Consider the following 22181-nt stretch of genomic DNA (forward strand, 5'->3'; position numbering starts at 1 on the left):
ATCCTGAACCGCCGGCATGCGCCGCAAAGTTTACTTGCAGGTTTTCCCTACTCTCGGATCCTCGTCGACACTCTGCCGACGTCGTTGAGATCGCGTTCTTTCTGATGTCCACGCCTGTCCGAACTTGTTGGCAGGACTCTCCGATCAGGCAGTAACAATTGTGCCGGTTGTCCGATGTTGAAACTTGTCGGCATCCCGATTCACTTCGTCATTTTCGGAGCGGATACGACGTAGGCTTGAGCAAGTCCCCCAACCGTTAGCATTGATGTTCTGGAAATTCATTACCGGATTGCCAAACATCACCCGATCCTCAATCTGATGTGCTAGCTACGTCTGGTCTTGCAAGTGTACAGAATGTCTCCAAACCTACCCGCCTACCCTGAGTCATCCCAAGGTAAAAATGCGCAGCCCGCGCATTCCTTTTCGATCTCTTCGACCTGGCAAACAATTGTTCAATTGGTAACCGCCTACGACGCTCAATCCAGTGACCTGGAATTGCAGTCGCTAGAAGCTCGCGTACTTTACGATGCATCTCCTTTGCTCGCCGTTGCCGGTGAAAACCTTGAACCCAACGAACTTGATTTCGACGAAATCGCTGAACTGTGTTTTGACGAAAGCCTTGCTCACCCTGCCGCCGCCGCGGATGAAGTCAACGAATGTTTGGTCGTTGACGCCCACGTGTTCGAAGAATCACCCGCTCACGTCGAAACCATGTCGCGGCAGCTTGTCGTCATCGATCAGCGAATCGACGGCTTCGAAGCTCTAGTCAAAGATATCACCAGCGACGGAGATGGCTCGATCGCCTACGACGTGCTGGTCGTTGAAGAAAACCAGAGCGGGATCGAATTGATCTCAAGCTACCTCAACGGCTTAAGCACTTACGGCGCTGTCCATATTGTCGGGCACGGATCGCAGGATCGAATTCAACTTGGTTCGGAAGATCTTGGATCTGAATCGTTGGTGCAATACGAAACGGCGCTCAAGGGTTGGAGTCAGGGTTTGGCTACCAACGCCGACATTCTGATCTACGGATGTGAAGTCGCGGCAAGCGAAGAGGGGCAGGACCTCGTCGATCAAATCAGCGCGATCACCGGAGCCGACGTTGCGGCAAGCGATGACTTGACCGGTCACGAGTCTCTCGACGGTGATTGGGAGTTCGAATACATCGTCGGTTCAATCGAAACGGACGTGGTATTTAGCTCAGTCATCCAGGCCGAATACCGCGGCACGTTTGCGACTGTTACCGTCGACTCAACTGTGGACGCCGTCACAGGTGACACTTCGTCGATCGCGAATCTGATCGCGGACGACGGAGGCGACGGAATCTCACTGCGCGAGGCCATCATTGCCGCGAATGCCGATTCGGCGGCTGACACGATTTACCTCGGTTCGGGCGTGCATGCTTTGACACTCTCAGGAAGCGGGAACAGTCTTGGTGACCTTGATATCGACACCGACGTGACGATCATCGGCATGTCGGATGGCAGTACGGTAATCGACGCCTCGGGCATGAATGACAGGGTGTTTCAGATTGGTGGTGCAACAACGACCATCGAGCATATCACCGTTACCGGTGGCTACACTACCTCGACGTCTGGCGGTGGCGGAATTCTGGTTGGGTCCGGAGCAACACTGATTCTTGATCAGGCGGTAGTTACGGGCAACGAAAGCACGGACAAATACGGCGGGATTGGCAGCGACGGAAATCTTTACATCTCGAATTCGATCATTTCCGATAATATCGCAGGCGCATCCGGAGGCGGTATTGGCGTCAATGCGGGAATCGTGACGATCTACGGTACAACGGTTTCCGGCAACGAGGCTGGCGATGACGGCGGTGGATTGTCGCTCAATGGTGGTATCGCAGTAACCGTTGATGCGACTACGTTTTCTGGCAACGCGGCAGGAGACGATGGTGGTGGTGTCTATGTTTCGTCAACCGACGGCGCGCATTCTTTCACCAATGTCACCGTTTCGAGCAACGACGCACGACGCGGCGGAGGATTCGGGATTTCGGGCGGAACGACGAACGTTCAGCACGCCACGGTCACAGGCAATTGGGCGACTACCGATGGCGGTGGCGTCTACGTTGCGACCGGAGACTTCGTGTACGGAACGTCGATCATCGCCGGCAACGATGCGGTCAACTCCGGGCAGGAAGTCTTTGGATTTGTTGATGGACAGGGCGAGAGTATCATCGGCGAAGATGCGATGGATTCGCAAGGTGGTGCAGGCTATCACGTTTCAGACAGGCTGAATCAATCCGGACTGTCGCTTGGTGCGCTGTCCGACAATGGGGGACCAGTCGAGACTCATGCCCTGTTGCCAGGCAGTGTTGGCATTGACGAGGCGACCACCTCAAGCTCGACCACTGACGGCCGAGGTTTCCTGCTGGTCGATTCGAGTCCCGACATTGGAGCGTTTGAACTGGGCGCCGCCGATCCGATGGCGTCATCTGACAATACTGCTCCGACGTTCGTCGTGTCAGACGGCATCACCACTCCCGACTATGGGCCGGGCGACGACGCGGTGGGAGAAACGATCGAGCTCGCGAGTGGACAGTTGCTTGCCATTGGCCAAACGAACGATCAGCTGCGGATTGCGAGGCACAATCCTGACGGAACCCTCGATACAACGTTTAACGGAACCGGCTACCTCGTCGCTTCAATTGGCGACAGCTCCGTTGGGTACGCTGTTGACGAAATGGATGACGGTCGCTTCGTCGTCGTCGGTCAGACAACCACGGGTGGCGACAGCGAGGCACTGGTGGTCCGATTCAATGCGGACGGCTCCTTTGACACAAGTTTCGATACCGACGGAATCGCAACGTTCGACTCGGCAAGCGATTTTGATGAATTTCGTGATGTTGCAGTGCTTGCAGACGGATCCGTCATCGCCGTAGGAACGGGCGGATTCTCTTCGACTTCCACGTCAATCGCGTTGATGAAGTTTCTGAGCAACGGTAGTCCGGATTCCTCGTTCGGCGATGGTGGCACGGGCCTTACGTTCATTGTGCCTGCATCGCAATCCGAAGGTGGACTCGCATTGGCGGTTCAGTCGGATGGCAAGATCATCGTCGGTGGTTCAGCTGACGATGGTGGCGGAACCTGGGATTTCTATTTATCGCAACGTGACACCGATGGTTCTGCAATACAGTCTCTTCGAATCCCAATTTTGACTGGCAGAGTCGACAACCTCAAAGCGATCGAACTTACAGCTGGAGACGACATTGTCGCGGTCGGACAATCAGTCGATGGTACAGATTATCAAACGGCATTGGTCAAAATCGATGGATCCACGTTCCAACTCGATGCAAGTTTTGGAACCGGAGGAATCGTTGTCGATCCGATTCTGGACTTTGCAGAAGACCTTGTCATCGACGCTTCAGGCGCGATCTACGTCGGCGGAAGCAATAGCGTCACCGCAGACTCCGACTCGGCGATCGTCAAATTTACAAGCGGAGGCGCGGTTGACACCTCGTTTGGAACCAATGGGATTTCAGAAGTAGCTGTTTCCGAAGGTGGCGCGGACTACGGACGTGACCTGTTGTTGAAATCTGACGGAAGCCTGCTGCTTTCCGGCGAAGTCGGTAGTTCGGCTCACCTTGTCCAAATGGACGCCTCTGGAAACCTCGATGCCGATTTCGGTCCGGAATCATCGCTCGACGGCAATCCGGAGTACGCAGAAGGCGGGGCGTCAGTCGTTTTGGACGCTGATGTCACTGTCTTCGACGAAGAGCTTTCTGGTGGCGATAATTTCGGTGGCGCCACCTTGACGCTGCAGCGAACTGGAGGCGCCAACGACGAAGACATTTTTAGCGCAACAGGAAGCCTCGTTTTCAACAGCGGCAATGTCGAGCTTTCTTCGAACGTCGTGGGAAACTTGATCCAATCCCGCGGACAGCTTCAGATCGTTTTCTTGGCTGGAACAACTAACGATCAAGTCAACGAAGTGATGCAATCGATCGCTTACAGCAACTCAAGTGGCTTGCCACCTGCAAATGTTGACATTGAGTGGACGCTTGATGATGGCAACGAAGGATCTCAGGGCGATGGCGGCCCACTTTCGGCAGTCGGAACAACGTCGGTCACTATCGACCTCGGAAATAACACGCGTCCGACTTTCTTCACCGGCGACGGTTCTGCAATCGTCACTCTTTCCGGAGCCTATGACAACGCCGTCGACGTCGTTGTCCAACCGGATGGAAAATACCTTGTTGCCAGCGCCGTCAATGTGGCGACGACCGGGCAGGATCTCGATTTTGCAGTCTCGCGATTCAATACGGACGGCACATTGGATGCAACGTTCGGCACCGACGGAACAGTCATCACCAGCGTCAATACGAACAACGAAACAATCAACCGAATGGCGTTGCAGTCAGACGGAAAGATCATTGTTGTCGGTGGATACCGGTCGGGTTCGACCACTGACGCAATCATCCTGCGATACACCGCGGATGGAGCTCTCGATACGACGTTCAATGGCGACGGAATGCAGGAAGTCCAATTCGTGAGCAATGCGAACGACTGGTTTGAAGACGTCGTGATTCAACCCGATGGAAAGATCGTCGCTGTAGGATATGCGAACTATGGCGGCCAGGATCAGATGATAGCCGCCAGGTTCGAGACAAACGGAACGTTGGACGCTTCCTTCGGGACCGGCGGTCAGGTTGTTCTTCCTGTTGACGTTGCTGATGAACAGGCTTCAGCGGTCGCACTTCAGTCAGACGGAAAATTGATCCTTGTGGGCAGTAGTAACAACGGGGCGGATAGCGATTTTGCAATTCGACGGCTCGATGTCGACGGCTCCCTCGATACCAGTTTCGGAAATCTGGGCGTGGTCGGAATCGATATTTCCTTGAGTCAGGACAATGGCAACGCATTGGTGATCGGAGGCAACGACGAAATATTCGTTGGAGGAACATCAGACGCATCGGGCAATGGCGATTCGGTGGTGATCAAACTGGGTGCCGACGGAAATCTGGATGCGACGTTCGGTACTGGAGGAGTCGCTTCGGCGGCTGCGGGAAATCCATCCGAAACCGTCTCCGATTTGGCGATTCAGGATGACGGAAAAGTGGTAGCTGTTGGGGCTGCTTACAATGGGAGCAACAACGATGTCTCGGTAATACGATTCAATACAGACGGCACACTGGACGGCACGTTTGGATCTGGTGGACTCGTTCGAACCGCAATTGGGGATGCGACAGACGCGGCGACCAGCGTTGTAATTGACAGTCAAGGCAGCATCATAGTCGCTGGCCGCACAGACGGATTCAGCGGAGACACATTCGTTGCCCGCTACGATAGCGCGGGCGGACTCGACGGTCGATTCGACGTGGAAAACACTTTTGATGGCACTTCCACATTTGTTGCCAACGGCTCGCCGGTAGTGCTAGATCCTGACGTTGAGATTTTCGACGACGAACTTTCATCGATTGACGATTTTGGCGGCGCGACTTTGCTTTTGCAACGAAGTACCGGATTCAACGCCGACGATGTTTTCAGTGGTACCGGCAATCTTGAGTTCACGGGAGGAGCCGTCGAGTTGTCTTCGATCCGTGTTGGATCCGTTGTCCAGGTTTTGGGACAGATGTACATAACGTTCGATGCAGGCGTGACAAACGCGCAAGTCAACGAAGTCATGCAGTCGATCGCTTATGAGAATACGAGCACCGATCCTCCCGGTAGCGTTGGGATCCAATGGTCATTCAACGACCGGAATGACGGAAGTCAAGGTTCTGGTGGGAATTTGTCAACTTTTGACAGCAAGCTTGTCTACATTCTCAATCCGGTTGTTGCTTCGGTCACAGCGCCTAACTCGGTAGCAACTGACGAAGACATAACGTTGGTGTATTCGGGAGCCAATGTCATCCAAATTGACAACGGGATTGCTTCAGACACAAGGTTGCAAGTCAGCCTGTCGGTGTCCAGTGGTTCACTGACTCTCGCCGGCACCGTGGGAATTACAATCGTTGATGGTGCCGATGGAACGTCTGGCCTTGTTATCGAAGGTCTCAGAAGCGACATCAATACCGCGCTCGATGGTCTACAGTACGATCCGGTAACCGACTTCAACGGCGCCGATACGCTAGGCATTTCCGTTTCTGGAGCAGCGGATCTTGAAGGTCACTATTCCTTCGAAGGCGGAAGCCTTGAAGACCAAAGCATTGGCTCATCCGAAGACGGATTACCGGCAGGATCGCCAAGCATTATCAGCGATCCGCAGCGTGGCGATGTGCTCGATCTCAATGGAACCGGCCAATACGTGTCGATCGGTTCTGACTTTGGACAGCCGCCAAGTCTGACTTTGGCCGCATGGATCAACGTCGACGCAGGTGCCACCGACGCCGAAATTATCAGTCTTGGAAACAATGTTGGCATTCGAGCCGAGAATCAGCTTGACTCGACAGGACTGACGTTGTTCTACAGCAACGGCACGGATTTCTCTTCCGTCACGACTGAGGAAGCAATTGCTGGAACAGGATGGCGCCATGTCGCCGTGACCTTTGATGACGCAACGGATACCCAACAGATATATCTGGACGGCGCACTCGTCGCGAGCGGAAATGATGCCAGTTCGATCGCCTATGACCAGGGTTCCACAACCGTTATCGGCGGACACGGTGACGACAGTTCAGCTTACGATTTCGCGGGCCAGATCGACGACGCTCGCATCTATTCGCGGGCTCTTGCGGCAGAAGAGATTGCAGCCCTTGCCACTGATCAGACCGAGGCCTCGGACAGTGTCGCCATCACCATTGATCCGGTCAACGATGCTCCGACATTTTCTGTTCCGGGAAAACTCGCGGCCGATTGGTCCAGTGGCGATGACGCAGTTTACGATTCGATTCTGGACGCGTCCGGTCGCACCGTAGTGGTCGGCGAAAGCGACGGAGATTTTGTCGTTGCCCGGTACAACTCCGATGGCTCCCTCGACAACACGTTCGGGACAAACGGACTGGCGACCTATGATGAAAATTTGAATGATCGCTTTACGTCAGTTGCACTGCAGAGTGACGGAAAGATCCTTGCTGCCGGCTATGAGGATGATGGTGGCAGCCAGAGTGGTTTTGCGTTGCGGTTCAACACAGATGGTTCGCTTGACACAACGTTTGGTTCCAGTGGAGTCATCTCAGGGCTTGGAAGCTTTGAGCATATCACTGGCGTTGACGAACGCTATGATGGTCGCGTGGTGCTGGTCGGAGGAGACTCATCTGGCAACCTGAGGGTCTCTGTTCATGCAACGGGTGGTTCACAAACGCAGGGGCAAACGATCTCCTCGGCGCTCGCCCCGGTCGACTTTCAGCTTTTGTCCGATGGGAAAATCGTGACTCTGAGCCAGAATTCCGGCGGCCATTTTGAGATCACCCGCCTTAACGGCGACCTGTCGCTGGATACAACCTTCGATGGCGATGGAATCCGCACGGTTAACTTTGGCGGCGGTGATACCCCGTATTCGATCGCCTTGCAAACCGACGGATCGTACGTCCTTGCAGGAGCCAGTGGCAGTGACTCCTTGGTGATGCGGATTGACTCAACGGGTCAACTGGACAACACATTTGGCACCGGTGGTCGCCTGGTGGGCGTTGGAGAAGCAGACGAAGTTCTCGATGTCCAGATCGCCTCGGACGGCAAAATTGTGCTCAGCACGAAAGACGATGCCGGGTACGCGATCGTTCGTCTGAACACAGATGGTACTTTAGACACGACCTTCGATGGCGACGGTGTCTTTCGCGCAGATCCTACTGGCGACGACGATCTGGCTCATTCGATCAGCCTTGCTACGGATGGAAGCATTGTTGTTGCAGGAACTTCCGGCACTACATCTACTGATGTCTTTTTGTCAAAGCTGGATTCCGATGGAGCGACCAACAGTATATTCGGTGCGTCGTCACTCGATGAAAGCCCAACGTTCACTGAAGGCGGTTCAGTCGTCGTGCTCGATTCGGACGTGTCGATATTTGACACCGAACTTTCGGGAATCGATGACTTTGGAGGAGCCACACTAACGCTCCAGCGTGTTGGCGGAGTGGATCCCGATGACGGCTTCAACCGTACTGGCGACCTGTTTTTTACAGGAAGCACATTTGAAGTCTCCGGCGCTCAGCGAGGAACGTATACGTACACTCCCGGTCGACTTGTCCTGACGTTCGACGCAGGAGTCACCAACGCGGAAGTCAACGAAGTCATGGGGCTGATTGGCTATCGCAACTTCAGCGATGCGCCTCCTTCGAGCGTTGATATCGAATGGAGTTTCAGCGATGGAAACGACGGCGCAACGCAGGGAGACGGTTCTGCACTCACCGTGGTTGGAACGACGACAGTTAACTTAATCGCGGTGAATGACGCCCCCACGATTGACCTCGACGGCGACGATAGTACTGCAGTTGGCATTGGCTTCGCCGCAACATTCGATGGAGTTTCGCCTGTCAGGATTTCGGATTCCGATGCGATTTTGACCGATGTGGATGGAGTTATCCAGCAAATGGAAGTCAGGATCGCCAACATCGCCGACGGCGTTGACGAAGTTCTTTCCTACAGTTCAGGTGGAACGATTGGCTCGTCCTACACGCCCAGCACTGGCGTCATTCGTTTTTTCAACGGAGGCAGCGCGACCAATGCTGACTTCCTCAACGCCCTGAACACGGTGACGTACGAAAACGTTGCAGCCACGCCCAATACCACCCAACGCATCATTGAAGTTGTTGCCACCGATGGGACCGGATACAGCCTGGTCGCGACCAGTTTGATTGACTTTGCCGATGCGGCGACACCTTCAATCGACCTCAACGGTGCCGCAGCCGGACTCAACAGCAACGTGACCTTCAACGAAGATGGCGGGTTCTTGCAAGTTGCTCCCGATGCTGTGGTGACTGACTTTGGTGAGAGCGACGTTACACAACTGGTAATTGAGATTTCCGGATTCGGTACCGACGGCGCGAGCGAGCGAATCTCCAATGGTTCTGGAAGTTTTCCATGGGGAACTACGTTAATCGGCAGCGATACATTCGGCGGTACAACCTTCCGGGTCGACTACGATGGTGACACCACGATCACAATTACGAACTCCGCAGGAGCCACGGTTCCGATGCCGGAAGCGGATTTGCAGCTGCTGGTACGCTCCGTTAACTATCAAAACACCAGTCAGGATCCGACTGCCGTCAATCGCGAGTTTGCTTTCACAGCCACCGACTCAACTGGCAAAACCTCGGCAGTGGCCATAGCTTCGGTCGCAGTTGTCCCGGCCAACGACGCGCCAGTGCTTTCCAATGCAGTCGTGCCCGCCTTCACTTCGATCACCGAAGACGATATTGATAACGCTGGCGAAACAGTCCGTGACGTTCTCGCTACGGCCGGCGACCCGATCACGGATGCCGACGGTGATCCCGAGGGAATCGCAATCTTCGTGAGCGACGAAAATTCTGGAACCTGGGAGTACTCTCTGGACGGTGGTTCGAACTGGAGTCAAGTCGGAACAGTAAACGCCACAAGCGTTTTACTTCTGCGCGATACGGACATGCTGCGACTGAATCCTGACGGCAATTCGGGAGGATTCTCAAATATCGGATTCCGCGCGTGGGACCAAACATCTGGCGCCGCAGGGGACAGGGTCAATCCGGGTTCGTTGGGAGGCACCACCGCATTCAGCAACGATACTCTTTCGGCAGTGATCTCTGTAGCAAACGTCGACGACGCCCCCGAAATTGATCTCAACGGTGCCGGCGCGGGATTGGATCACGCGCTGAACTACTCCGAGAATGATGCAGCCACCTTTGTCGCGCCCAACGTGACGGTAAATGATTCTGGCGAAGGCGATATCGTTTCGATCAACCTGGACGCAATCGGATTCCAGGTGACAGCCGCATCCGAACTTCTGATCTTCGGCGGAGAATCGGTCACCGGTGGAGTGGCGGCGGTAGGAACCGTTACGGTTGGTGGAACGACGTTTGTCTACAATTACGATGGCGGCGACGCACTGAGTTTCGCGAACGATGCCGGTGCGGGAATTCCGATCCCACAAGCGGATGTTCAACTGCTTTTACGTTCGCTTCAGTATCAGAATCTTGGCGATGATACCGTAGCCGCGGATATTGAATTCGAATTCAGTGTTGCCGATAGTGGAGGCCAATCGTCTGCGTATGCGGTTTCAGTGTTGACCATTGACCCCGTCAATGACGCACCGGTGTTGGATGTGGCGGGCGATTCTCAGCTGACCGGTATTCTGCAAAACGACACGGATCCTTCTGGCGATTTGGTTTCGGCGATCATAGCCAGTGCAGGTGGCGATCCGATCACTGACGTCGACGCCGGCCCGGTCGAGGGCGTCGCAGTCACCTCAGTCGACAACGCGAACGGAACCTGGGAATATTCCATTGACGGAGGCACGAACTGGACGGCGTTTGTGGCAGTATCGGACAGTTCAGCCACGGTTCTGGGGGAATCAGCAAACGACTTGATCCGCTTTGTGCCTGACGCAGGTTACAGCGGCAGTTCGATGTTTACGTATCGCGCTTGGGACACCACAGATGGGAATTTTTCAGGTGCATCGGGAGTCGACGCATCCTCCAACGGTGGTGACACTGCTTTCAGCACTGCTACGGAAACTGCGAGCATCGACATCGACCCTGGCGTTGTCAAGTTGATACTTTCCACGACAGATGATGTCGGTCCGGCCTACATGAACCCACAAAGCGATGTTGCAGGTTTGCCTTCCTGGTCGGACGGTTCCGTAATTAGCATGCGGGATACCGGGAGTCTGAGCTTCGGTGAAAACGATACGGACGGCGTCTTCAATCTCATCAATAATTTCGACACTTTCGCGGCGGACTCGGATGTTGATCTGACCGCTTTGCACTTCGTGACCAACGACGCCACGATTAACGGCGCCGGAGTTTTCGGCGGAAGCATCGACTTGCTGGCTGGCGACATTCTGTTCGTGACCAACGCAGCAGAATCGTTCAGCAACACTGCGACAGGAGCTCCGGTTGGGTGGTCCAACAACATCGCCTCCAATGCGGGAGATATCTATGTTTTCCGAGCCGAAGTTTCTGAAGACTACAGCAGCGGATACTTCCGTCAGGTGATGGTCGCTCCCGGTTCGCCTGTCCAGGCAATCACTTTGGTCGAGAACGCAACGCTGATCGGTGACACGTTTGTTGCCGCCGGAGATTTCCTGTTTAGTGATTCGTTGAGTGCCAACGACGTTTTCTGGTACGACATCAGCAACGACACCTCGCATTTGTTGGTCGAGGGTTCTGACGTCAACATTGAGGGACCTATCACTGGCCTGGAACTGATTGAGTCAGGTACAGTCGTCGGCGGTGAGACTTTGAATTCCGGCTCAATCCTTGTTACGCTCCAAACCAACGACGCTGCAATTGGTAGCAACTCAGTTTCGGTGCAACAGAACGATATCGCCAGCCTTGAGTTTACCGCGACGACATATGGCGGAGGCACTGCGGCCGCCAACGCAGCAGTTTTCTTCGACGGCGATGGCAACGCGAACTTTGACGACACCTCGGAGAACGTGGATGCATTTAGTCTGATTGTGACCAACTCCGGTGGTAACGTTCCGCCTGCAATGGCGAACTCAGGCACGCCGGTCGACTTTACCGAAGGATCCTCGCCGGTCATTATCGACTCGACAATCACAGTGTTTGATGGAGACTCGTCAGATTTCGCGACTGGAGTCATTGAAGTTTCCTTCAGTTCTGGTGGTGCCGACGGCGATCGAATATCAATCTTTAACGGAGGCGTCGGCGCGGGCCAAATCGGACTCAGCGGCAGCGACGTTACCTATGAAGGCGTGGTCATCGGTTCGTTCTCTGGTGGATTGAGCGAGACAGATTCTCTCATCATCAGCCTGAACGCAAATGCGGACGCCGTGGCTACTCAGGCATTGCTACAGAACCTGACTTACCACAACATCTCCACGACTCCAGCGACGACCGTTCGAACTGTTGACTTTGTATTGACCGATGGCGATGGCGGGATCAGCAACATTATCTCGAAGGACGTCACCATCACAACTGTTGATGCCGCGCCACCGATCGCGGTTGATGACGCATCGGGGGTGGTGCTGGACGGAATCGATGACTATGTCGAAATCGCTGACAGCCCGGAACTGACGATGACGAACACGATGACGATGGAGGCGTGGATCAAGTCCGAAGCTTCCACCAATGTCAATCGAATGATTATCAACAAAGAGGGGGAATACGAAGTCGCCATCCTTGCTGACAATCGAATCTATTGGGGGTTTGCCAATACCGATCCTGGCTGGTCCTGGCATGATACCGGCTATACAGTGACCAACGGAGAGTGGACGCACGTCGCGGTCAGCTATGACAACGGGACGGTCACTACCTACATCAACGGAAATGTCGTCGAAGTCTACTATGGGTCAGGCGTGATTGGAGACGCCCATGCCACGCTGGATTCGTTGCGTATCGGCGGTCGCGAAAATAATGAAGCAGACAAGTTCTTCAACGGCGTGATTGATGATGTTCGTATCTGGAATGACGTCCGTACCGAAGCTGAGATTCTCGCCAACTACGATACGAAATTGACAGGTAGCGAAACTGGCCTGGCGGGATACTGGTCATTGGGTGACGGAACAGGTTCCGGGATTGCCGACCTTTCGAGCAACGGCAACGATGGAACGTTGATCGATGGCGGTGCAGGGACCGCGCCGACTCGACTGGGCTATGTGACGGATCAAAACAATCTTCTCAACGTCGATATTGCAGCAGGCGTGCTTGTCAACGACTACGACGCGGACGGCGATTCGCTCATCGTTACCCATGTCAATGGAGACCCCGCAAACGTTGGTTCGACTTTTGCGTTGCCAGCGGGAGCCCGCTTAACGCTCAACGCGACAGGCGATTTCGTTTATGATCCGAGCGGTATCTATGAGAATCTCGCGGCCGGAGAATTCGCGACCGACACGTTCACGTACGAGGTCAACGATGGCAATGGAGGCAGCGATACGGCGACGGTCACCGTAACGATCAATGGACTCAATGATGCACCATTGCTCGACAATTCGGGAACCATGTCGCTGACAGATATCGACGAAGATGCTGCGAATCCGGCCGGAGATTCGGTCAATAGCATCATCGCAAGCGCGGGCGGCAACCCAATTGACGACATCGACGACGGAGCTTTCGAAGGCATCGCTCTGACTTCTTTCGACAACACGAACGGGGTGTGGCAGTACAAAGTCCTTGGCGGTGACGCATGGTCAAATACTCCATCGCTGGGGGTGGGTGAGGCTTTGCTTTTAAGCCCAGTCTCGATGTTGCGTTTCGTTCCCGATGCCAATTTTTCGGGTAGCTCAGGCGATATCGTTTTTCATGCCTGGGATCGAAGCGGAGCGGACGTTGCCGGCGACGTTGTAGGTGTTGGGGGTGGCGGCGGATCATCCGCATTCAGCACTGAAACTCAAACGGCATCCCTGAACGTAAACTCAGTCAACGACGCGCCCGAGTTTGTTGGGACGACCAGTGTTGCCACTCCATTCATCAACGAGATCCACTACGACGACATTGGTGACGACGACGGAGAAGCCATCGAAATTGCCGCGCCAGCGGGCACGAACCTGGCTGGATGGACATTGGTGCGATACAACGGTGTCAGTTCGACAGTCTACGCGACCGATAGTCTTTCTGGCATTGTCGCGGATCAAGGCAACGGCTTCGGCACCTTCGTCGTCAACTATCCGCTCAATGGACTTCAAAACGGTAGCCCGGACGGCGTCGCCCTCGTCGATGACATGGGCAACGTTGTTCAGTTCCTCAGTTGGGAAGGCCAGTTCACGGCCAACAATGGCGCCGCGGCGGGGATGACATCCGTTGATATCGGAGTTGCTGAAAGCGACTTAACGACGTCAGAAGGAACGTCGATGCAGTTGACCGACGGCGGTTGGGTGACTGAAGCCAACAGCACCTTCGGCGCTAAGAACAGCGGGCAGGATTTCGCTTTGCTCAACAGCGATTATGCTTTGCAAACCGTCGCTGAGGAAGCCAGTCTGGTCTTTAGCACTGCCAATGGGAATGCGATCACGATTGCGGACAACGATGCCAACGGTGCGGAGCTGTCGATGAGCCTGCAGGTCGCCAACGGAACGATCACACTGGGCTCAACCTCAGGGCTGAACAGTCTGATTGGCAACGGTTCCGCAAACATCACCTTCACTGGCACACTCACTGACATCAACACAGCGCTCGAGGGACTGGTTTACGTTGGTGACGTAAATTTCGATGGAACGGACCAACTTACGTTCACCGTCGATGACCAGGGCAACACCGGTAGCGGAGGCAACCTGACGGATGTTGCGAACGTGGCGGTCGACGTGACTCCCGTCAATGATGCACCCACCATCGATCTCGATTTGGACGATAGTAGCGGCACGACAGGAACGGGTTTTGATACAAGTTTCGATGCTGGTGGAATTCCGGTTCCGTTGACCAATGGAGCATCCCTCGACGATATCGATAGCACACTTCAATCGTTGACCGTCCAAATTGTGAACATGCAGGACGGTAGCCTTGAGCGTTTGAGCTATACAAATTCTGGCGGTCTCAACGTGTCTTATATGGTCGCGTCCGGAACGCTGGTCTTTTCCAACGGCGGCTCGGCAACCAATGCAGATTTCCAGTCGGTGCTTAATTCGATCGCGTACGAAAACCAGTCTGCGACTCCAGATTCGACCACGCGGATCGTTAATTTTACGGCTAACGATGGCACGGACGACAGCTTGATCGCGACGGCCAATGTGGCAATCACCGGCGATGCGGCTCCCCCAACTCAGACGGTCAACACAGGGGCTACGCTGTTCGAAGGCAACACTTACATGTTCGCTTCAACAGAGTTGCAGTTTGCCGACGACCAGCAGAACGCAGGCTCAGTCACCTACACCGTATCCGCCCCGCCAAGCCATGGTAGTTTGCAGCTTTTCGGAATCACCGTTTCCAGCTTTACACAAGCCGACATCGACGCGGGAAATATCACTTACGTTCACAACGGTAGCGAAACAAGTTCGGATAGTTTCACTTTCGTAGTCGATGATGGTCAAGGCAACGCGTCAAGCACTCAGACGTTTGACTTCACAATATCTCCCGTCAATGACTTGCCGATTTTCGGGAATTTGGACGGCACACCGACTTACATCGAAGGCGGTTCGCCAGTTGTTCTCGATGGCGATGCAACGGTATTCGACGAAGAGCTTGGCAATACTTTCGGTGACGTCTACGACGGAGCCACCTTAACGCTTGTGCGAAACGGTGGCGCTAGCCCCAATGACGCCTTCTCAGGGTCGGGAACTCTGGCGGCATTGGTCGAAGGCGGAGTTCTAACGGTGGACGCAACCGATATTGGAATCGTGACGACCAACAGCGGCGGCGTATTACTTCTCACGTTCAACGCCAATGCAGATCAGGCTTCAATCCAGTCCGTGATGCAACAGATTCAGTATGAAGAATCCAGCAATAGCCCTCCTTCAAACGTCCAGATCGACTGGGTGTTTGACGACGGCAACACGGGAGCCCAAGGGTCTGGCGGAGCAGGGCAGACAACGGGTTCCACCTCGGTGACGATTCAGCCGATCAACAACTCGGGCATTACTGCTCCAGCGAGTTCGACGACCAACGAAGAAGTTTCCTACATTTACTCCGGCGCGAACGTTATCCAGGTTGATGATGGCGTGGCGGGAGACAGTGTGATTGAGGTCTCGTTGAGTGTTGCAAACGGCTCGTTGGACTTGTCATCGACCAATGGAATTACTTTCGAAGCCGGCAGCGATGGATCGTCCAGCATGACACTCTCCGGACTCGAAAGTGACATCAACGCTGCACTGGATGGATTGAGCTACACGCCAACCGTTGACTACGTAGGCAGCGACAGCCTGAATGTTGTCGTCGGCGACACCTCAGGAGCCAGCGGTTCGTACAGCTTTGAATCCGGCAATGCCAACGACCAAAGCGGCAACAACGAAGACGGCGTGCTCGTCGGTTCGGCCACGACTGTCAGTGATGCCACACGAGGCGAAGTGCTGTCGCTGGACGGATCGGGAGCTCATGTCTCGATTCCTTCCGACCTTGGCGTGACTTCGCAAGTCACGATTGCGGCGTGGGTCAATCTGGCCAACGCCGACGTAAACGGATCGGAACTGGTTTCTTTCGGCGACGATCTGTACCTGCGACTGGACCAGAACGGTGGTGGCGGAGCAGGAATTGTAGGGGCTTATTCCGATGGCGTGGCGATGCACAACATCTCCTCCAATGTCAACATCGAAGGCACTGGTTGGCGGCACGTCGCGTTCGTCGTTGATAGCGCGAACAACGTACAGGAACTCTACCTCGATGGAGTTCGGATCGGTATGACCACCAACATTCAGGACCTGGTGTTCTCGGCTTCTGAAGTTCGAATCGGCTCTCCGGTAACTGGCGCTACCGGTTTTGATCTAGACGGACGGGTTGACGACGTCCGCATCTACTCGTCGGCACTCACGACAGCGGAAATCAATGACCTGACTACGAGTGCTTCTGTTGCGTCGCGTTCCATCGCTATCACGGTTGATCCGGTCAATGACGCACCTGTGCAAACTGGCGGCTCGGTCTCCAACTTGACGGTCAATGAAGACAGCGGGCCGACGTCGCTAGGACTGGCAGGACTGACACACGGAACAGGTGGAGGAAGCGATGAGGCTGGTCAAGCGCTAACGTATCAAGTGACTGTGGTTCCGAGTCCGACAACGGGGACGATCTACCTCGCGGATGGCGTCACATCGGTGACCACCGGGTTTTATACCGAAACCCAGATTCAGGGAATGCAGTTCGATCCGTCAACTGAATCCATCAACAACACGGTGACGTTCTTTGAGTTCGATGTCGTCGACGATGGAGGTACCGCAAACGGTGGTGCTGACTCACGTTCACATAGCATGCAAATCACGATTCTTCCGACGAACGATGCGCCGACGATCGACAGTTTGGATGGCGATTCTTTGGTCTATCTGGAAGATTCCGGTGCGGTCATTATTGAGCAGTCGGGCGATGTCATGGTCACCGACGTCGATTCAGTTGACTTTGATGGAGGCACGCTAACAGTTTCATTCAACTCAGGCAGCGACGCTGCTGAGGATGTGCTCTCTGTGCTCAATGAAGGAAGCGCCGTTGGAGAAATCGGATTCAATGCTGGAACGGTAACTTTTGGTGGAACCGCCATCGGTACAGCGACTGGTGGCTCTGCCGGAACGCAACTTCAGATCACGCTCAACGCCAACGCAGACGCCAACGCCGTCGCAGCTTTGGTCGAAAGGATCACTTTTGAGAACACCGACACCAGCAGTCCAACCAGCGGTATCCGCGACGTCCAGTTTGCTCTTACGGACGGCGACGGAGGAATCTCGTCAACGTACTCTACGTCAGTAGAGGTGCTCGAACAGAACGATGCGCCGGATCTGACCGAAGGCATTGTTGGCCTGACAGTTTCAGAAGGCAACGGCGTGATCGTGTTCGATGGAGGAACTTTGACCGATGTTGACAGTCCTGACTTCGACGGCGGCAGGCTGACGATCTCCGTAACCTCGACGCCAGATCCGTCCGGCCACGGGCTCGTGCTGACAGGTTTGGGTGGCGTTTCGACTTCCGGAAGCGACGTGCTTGTCGGCGGCGTCATCGTTGGTTCAAGCAACTATCCAACCGGATTGCAGGCTCCAGGCGTCACCGGTCCTGTGGTGATTGACTTCAACAGCAACGCGACGGTCGCAGATGTCGAAGCTATCTATCAGGCGATCGGCATCTTCAATAACTCAGACGATCCGGTAACCGGAATTCGAACGATCGAAGCCGTTGTCACGGACGGCGATGGCGGCACCAGCAACGTGGCTTCGAAAGACGTCGATTTCACTTCGACCAACGACGCGCCAGTGCTTGATCTCGATGCTGACGACAGTAGCGGAGCAGCATTGGCTGGAGATTACGATACGACATTTGCTGCTGGCGGCAGCCCCGTTTTGATCACCGACGGTTCGGTGCTGAGCGATGTTGACGGCGATTCGCTCAGTCAATTAAGCATTCAAATTTCGAACCTGCAAGATGGAGCTGCAGAATCGTTGCTTGCAGATTTGACTGGATATCCAAGCTTCAGCCAGGTTTACGACAGCGCGACAGGAGAGCTTCGGATCACATCGACGACGGGCAGCTTGGCCGATTTTCAAGCGGTGCTGGAGACCGTTGTCTATGACAACACATCGACCGTTCCGGGGTTAATGGAACGAGTCATCGAAGTCACCGCAACGGATCAGAATGCGGGCTCGGTGACGGCAACGTCTCGCATCGATATTGTTCCCGATTCCGTTTCGCCAAACCAAATTTCCAACACGGGAAGCGTGGTTGTCGAAGGCGGCGTCGATACGATCACGTCAGCAGAACTGCAATACGCTGATTCGCTTCAATCGCCAACGATGCTGCGATTCAACGTTGTCACCGATCCGGCATACGGTCATCTCGCGTTTGCTTCAGACGCCACGACGCCGATTCTCAGCTTTACTCAGGCTCAAATCGATTCCGGTGACGTCGTCTACGTGCACGACGGTAGCGAAATCGCTGACGACAGTTTCCAATTCACCGTTGACGACGGAGCAGGGAATTTCTCCGGCGTACAAACTTTCGATCTCGCAATCAATCTGATCAACGACGCCCCGCAAATCAGCGGACTTGACGGCGACGTGCTCAACTACGCAGAGGGCGATGGCGAACGAGTCCTCGACCAGCTCTCCGACGCAGTCGTTACCGATGCAGATTCAGCAGACTTCGATGCCGGAACACTAACAGTACAGCTAAGCGGCTCCGATCTGTCCGACGATGAATTGTCATTGCTCAATCAAGGCACCGGTCCTGGCCAGGTCGGGCTGGATCGAAACGATGTTACATGGGGCGGAGTCGTCGTCGGAACCTTTGCCGGAGGGCAGGGTGGTGTGCCGCTGACGGTGACGTTCAATTCGCTCGCAGATGCTGATGTCGTTTCGTCCCTTGTCCAGGCAGTCACCTTTGAGAACCTGAACGACGTTGATCCTGTCGAAGGAGCACGAATTGCCACGTTCGAGTTGACCGACGGTGATGGAGCCACATCGGTGATGCATCAGGTCACGATAAACGTGTCTGCGGTCAACGACGCACCTTCGGCGCCGAACGCTCGCGCTTCAACTAACGAAGACGTCGGCGTCGCAATCGAACTGGCCGCCAATGACATCGATGGAACGGTTGCCAGTTTCAATCTGAACAACTTGCCCGCCAACGGAATCTTGTATACCGATGCTTCAGCGACGACGCCCATCGCTGCCGGTGTCGACTACGCTGCAACTGGCAACCTCTTGTCGCTGTACTTCGTTCCCGATGCCAACTGGAACGGATTGACGACTTTCGGTTTTACTGCGACTGACGATCAAGGTCTTGATTCATCACTTGCCGCGACTGCCACGATCAACGTGGGAGCAGTCAACGACGCTCCGATGAATCAACTTCCATCGACTCAGTCGGTCCAGGAAGACAGCGTCCTCGTTTTGTCTGCGGCGAACGGCAACAATATCAGCATCAACGACGTTGACGCCTTTGGCGGAGTGATCGAAGTGAGGCTGACCGCGACCAACGGAGTCTTGAATCTGGCCACGACCACTGGACTGACCGTCAGCGGAGACGGTTCTGCGATGGTGACAATCGAGGGCTCCAACGCCGACATCTACAACGCTCTTGATGGCCTACAGTTTGTTCCGAACGCGAACTTTTATGGACCGGCATCGATCGAAGTCGCGACCAACGATCGTGGCAACACCGGTGGAGGCGACTTGACCGACGTCGACGTGCTTAACATCAATGTCGGCTCGATCAACGATGACCCTTTTAACAGCGGAACTTTCCCATCCACGGTCGACGTAGCCGAAGATGTTGTTTCTGCCATTAATCTTGCATCGATCGATCTGCAGGACGTTGATGCGAACGGAGGACAGCTTACGCTGACACTGGCAACGTCCACTGGAGGTGAACTGTTCGCGACCAGCGGAGTTCCGGTAGGAGCTACGGGTTTTGTCACCGTCGCCGGAAGCGGAACCAGCCAACTGACGCTCACGGGGACCATCCAGGATCTAAACGCCTACCTCGATGTCGACGCGATCTCCTATCTGCACCCGACCGCGGATCTCAACGGCGCGGGGCAGGACGTGATCACGGTGCGGATCAATGACAACGGCAACACGGGAGTTGGTGGTGGAAGCGACATCGATCTCGGATCTGCCGATGTCGATATCGCCGCGGACAACGACGCACCTACAGATACGTCTCCAGACAGCGTGCTGATCACAGAGAACATTGACACCACTGGAGGTTACGTTGTTGCGACGCTGATGACGTCTGATGTTGATGCGGGCGAAACGTTTACTTACTTGATCGTCGGCGGGCCCGACGCGGGCAATTTCTCAATCAACGGAAATGATTTGTTGATCGATGACGGGGTGATCGATTTCGAGACCAAGGATAGCTACAACGTTGTCGTGAGAGCCGTAGACTCCGGAGGACTTTTTCATGATGAAACGGTTTTGGTCAGTGTCGTTGACATTAACGACGCACCGGTCGTCGAGAATCGCGCAGCCATTGTCAATGAAGGTCAGAACATCGTGATCGACAACGTGTTTTTGAATACGACAGATCAAGAACAGATTGCGAACGAACTGGTTTACACAATTGACTCATTGCCGGTCAACGGAACTTTGTATCTCGACGGCTCTCCGGTGACGATCGGCGACAGTTTTACTCAGCAAGCCGTCAACAACGGCCGAGTTCAATACACGCATTCCGGCACCAGCACGACGTCAGACGCTTTTCTGTTCAGCGTTTCGGACGGACAGGGCGAAACGTTGGTCGGACAGGTCTTTGATGTGACCATCAACCCGGTGAACGATGTTCCGGTTGTTCAGTCGGACGCATATACCGTTTCCGAAGACACGGCCTACAGCGGAATGCAGGTCCTGTCCAACGATACCGATGAAGACGGAGATTCGCTTTCTGTCTCCGTTGTTTCTTCACCAAATCGAGGTGGAACCGTTTCCGTCAATCCGGATGGTTCGTTTGACTATCAACCAGCGCAAAACTACCACGGCACCGAGACGTTTCAGTACGAGGCCAACGATGGCAACGGCGGAACGTCGCGTGCTGTGGTCACGGTCAACATCCTTCCCGTCAATGACGCACCAGTTGTGGCTCAGGATTTTTTCCAGGTTATTCCGGGATTGCCGCTAATTTCTCTCGAAGGCGTATTGCAGAATGACTTTGACATTGAGAACTCGGCATTGACGGCGATTCTGTTGTCGTCACCGGTCAACGGAACACTGTCGTTTCTTGACAACGGCCAGTTCGTTTACGCTCCCAACGCCGGGTTCGCGGGGACGGATACCTTCACTTACGTGGCCTCGGACGGTATCGCCAGTTCGGCGACGTCTGTTCAAATCACCGTGGCAGCCGTGCTTACACCAACTGGTTCAGGACCGGGCACTCCAATTGATCCGACGAACCCGGTGAATCCTGGTTCCAACAACCCGTTGGATCCATCGAGCAGCGGCAATAACAACGGTTCGTCAGACGAAGACGATGCAGAATCTGGGGAAAAAGGCATCTTTGTGCTTCCCAAAGGACGCAACGTACCAGTGCTCGATCTGCAGCAAACCAAAGGCTTTCAGGCAGACGGTGAGCTCGACGACCTGGTTCTGATGATGACAGATCAGGATCGTGCCAAAGCGGTACTGAAGGTCATTCTGCAGAACATTCAGGACGATGACTTTGGCGATTCCCGTTCGTCGGAGGAACTGGATCGGATCAACGCCAATTCGTCTTTCTCGACCGTATTCGATGCTCAGTTCCTGTTTGACCAATTGGACGAGATCGAGCTGAATAATTCGGTGATTGGCGACTTCGAAATGACAGTCGGTGCCATCACAGCATTTGGCACGATTGGTTATGTCCTGTGGGCGCTCCGAGGAGGAGCACTGGTCGCGTTGGCTCTGTCGCAGCTTCCTGCCTGGCAAATGATCGACCCGCTTCCGATCCTTGATGGTTACAGCGAAGGAAAGAAGCAGCCGGAGAAAGAGGACCTTGAAGGGTTCTTCGCCAATTGAGTGCGGCGTTCCGG

The 22181-nt window shown here is 54.7% G+C and carries 1 protein-coding gene; it reads left to right on the plus strand.

What is annotated here, in order from left to right; translation table 11 throughout:
- The first annotated feature begins 456 nt into the window (after positions 1–456).
- Positions 457–22167, plus strand: coding sequence for a tandem-95 repeat protein (locus MFFC18_RS10745; protein ID WP_075086540.1), 21711 nt, complete (start codon positions 457–459; stop codon positions 22165–22167).
- The last annotated feature ends 14 nt before the right edge of the window (positions 22168–22181 follow it).

Origin of the sequence: Mariniblastus fucicola (genome assembly GCF_008087665.1) — a bacterium.
Taxonomy (GTDB): Bacteria; Planctomycetota; Planctomycetia; order Pirellulales; family Pirellulaceae; genus Mariniblastus; species Mariniblastus fucicola.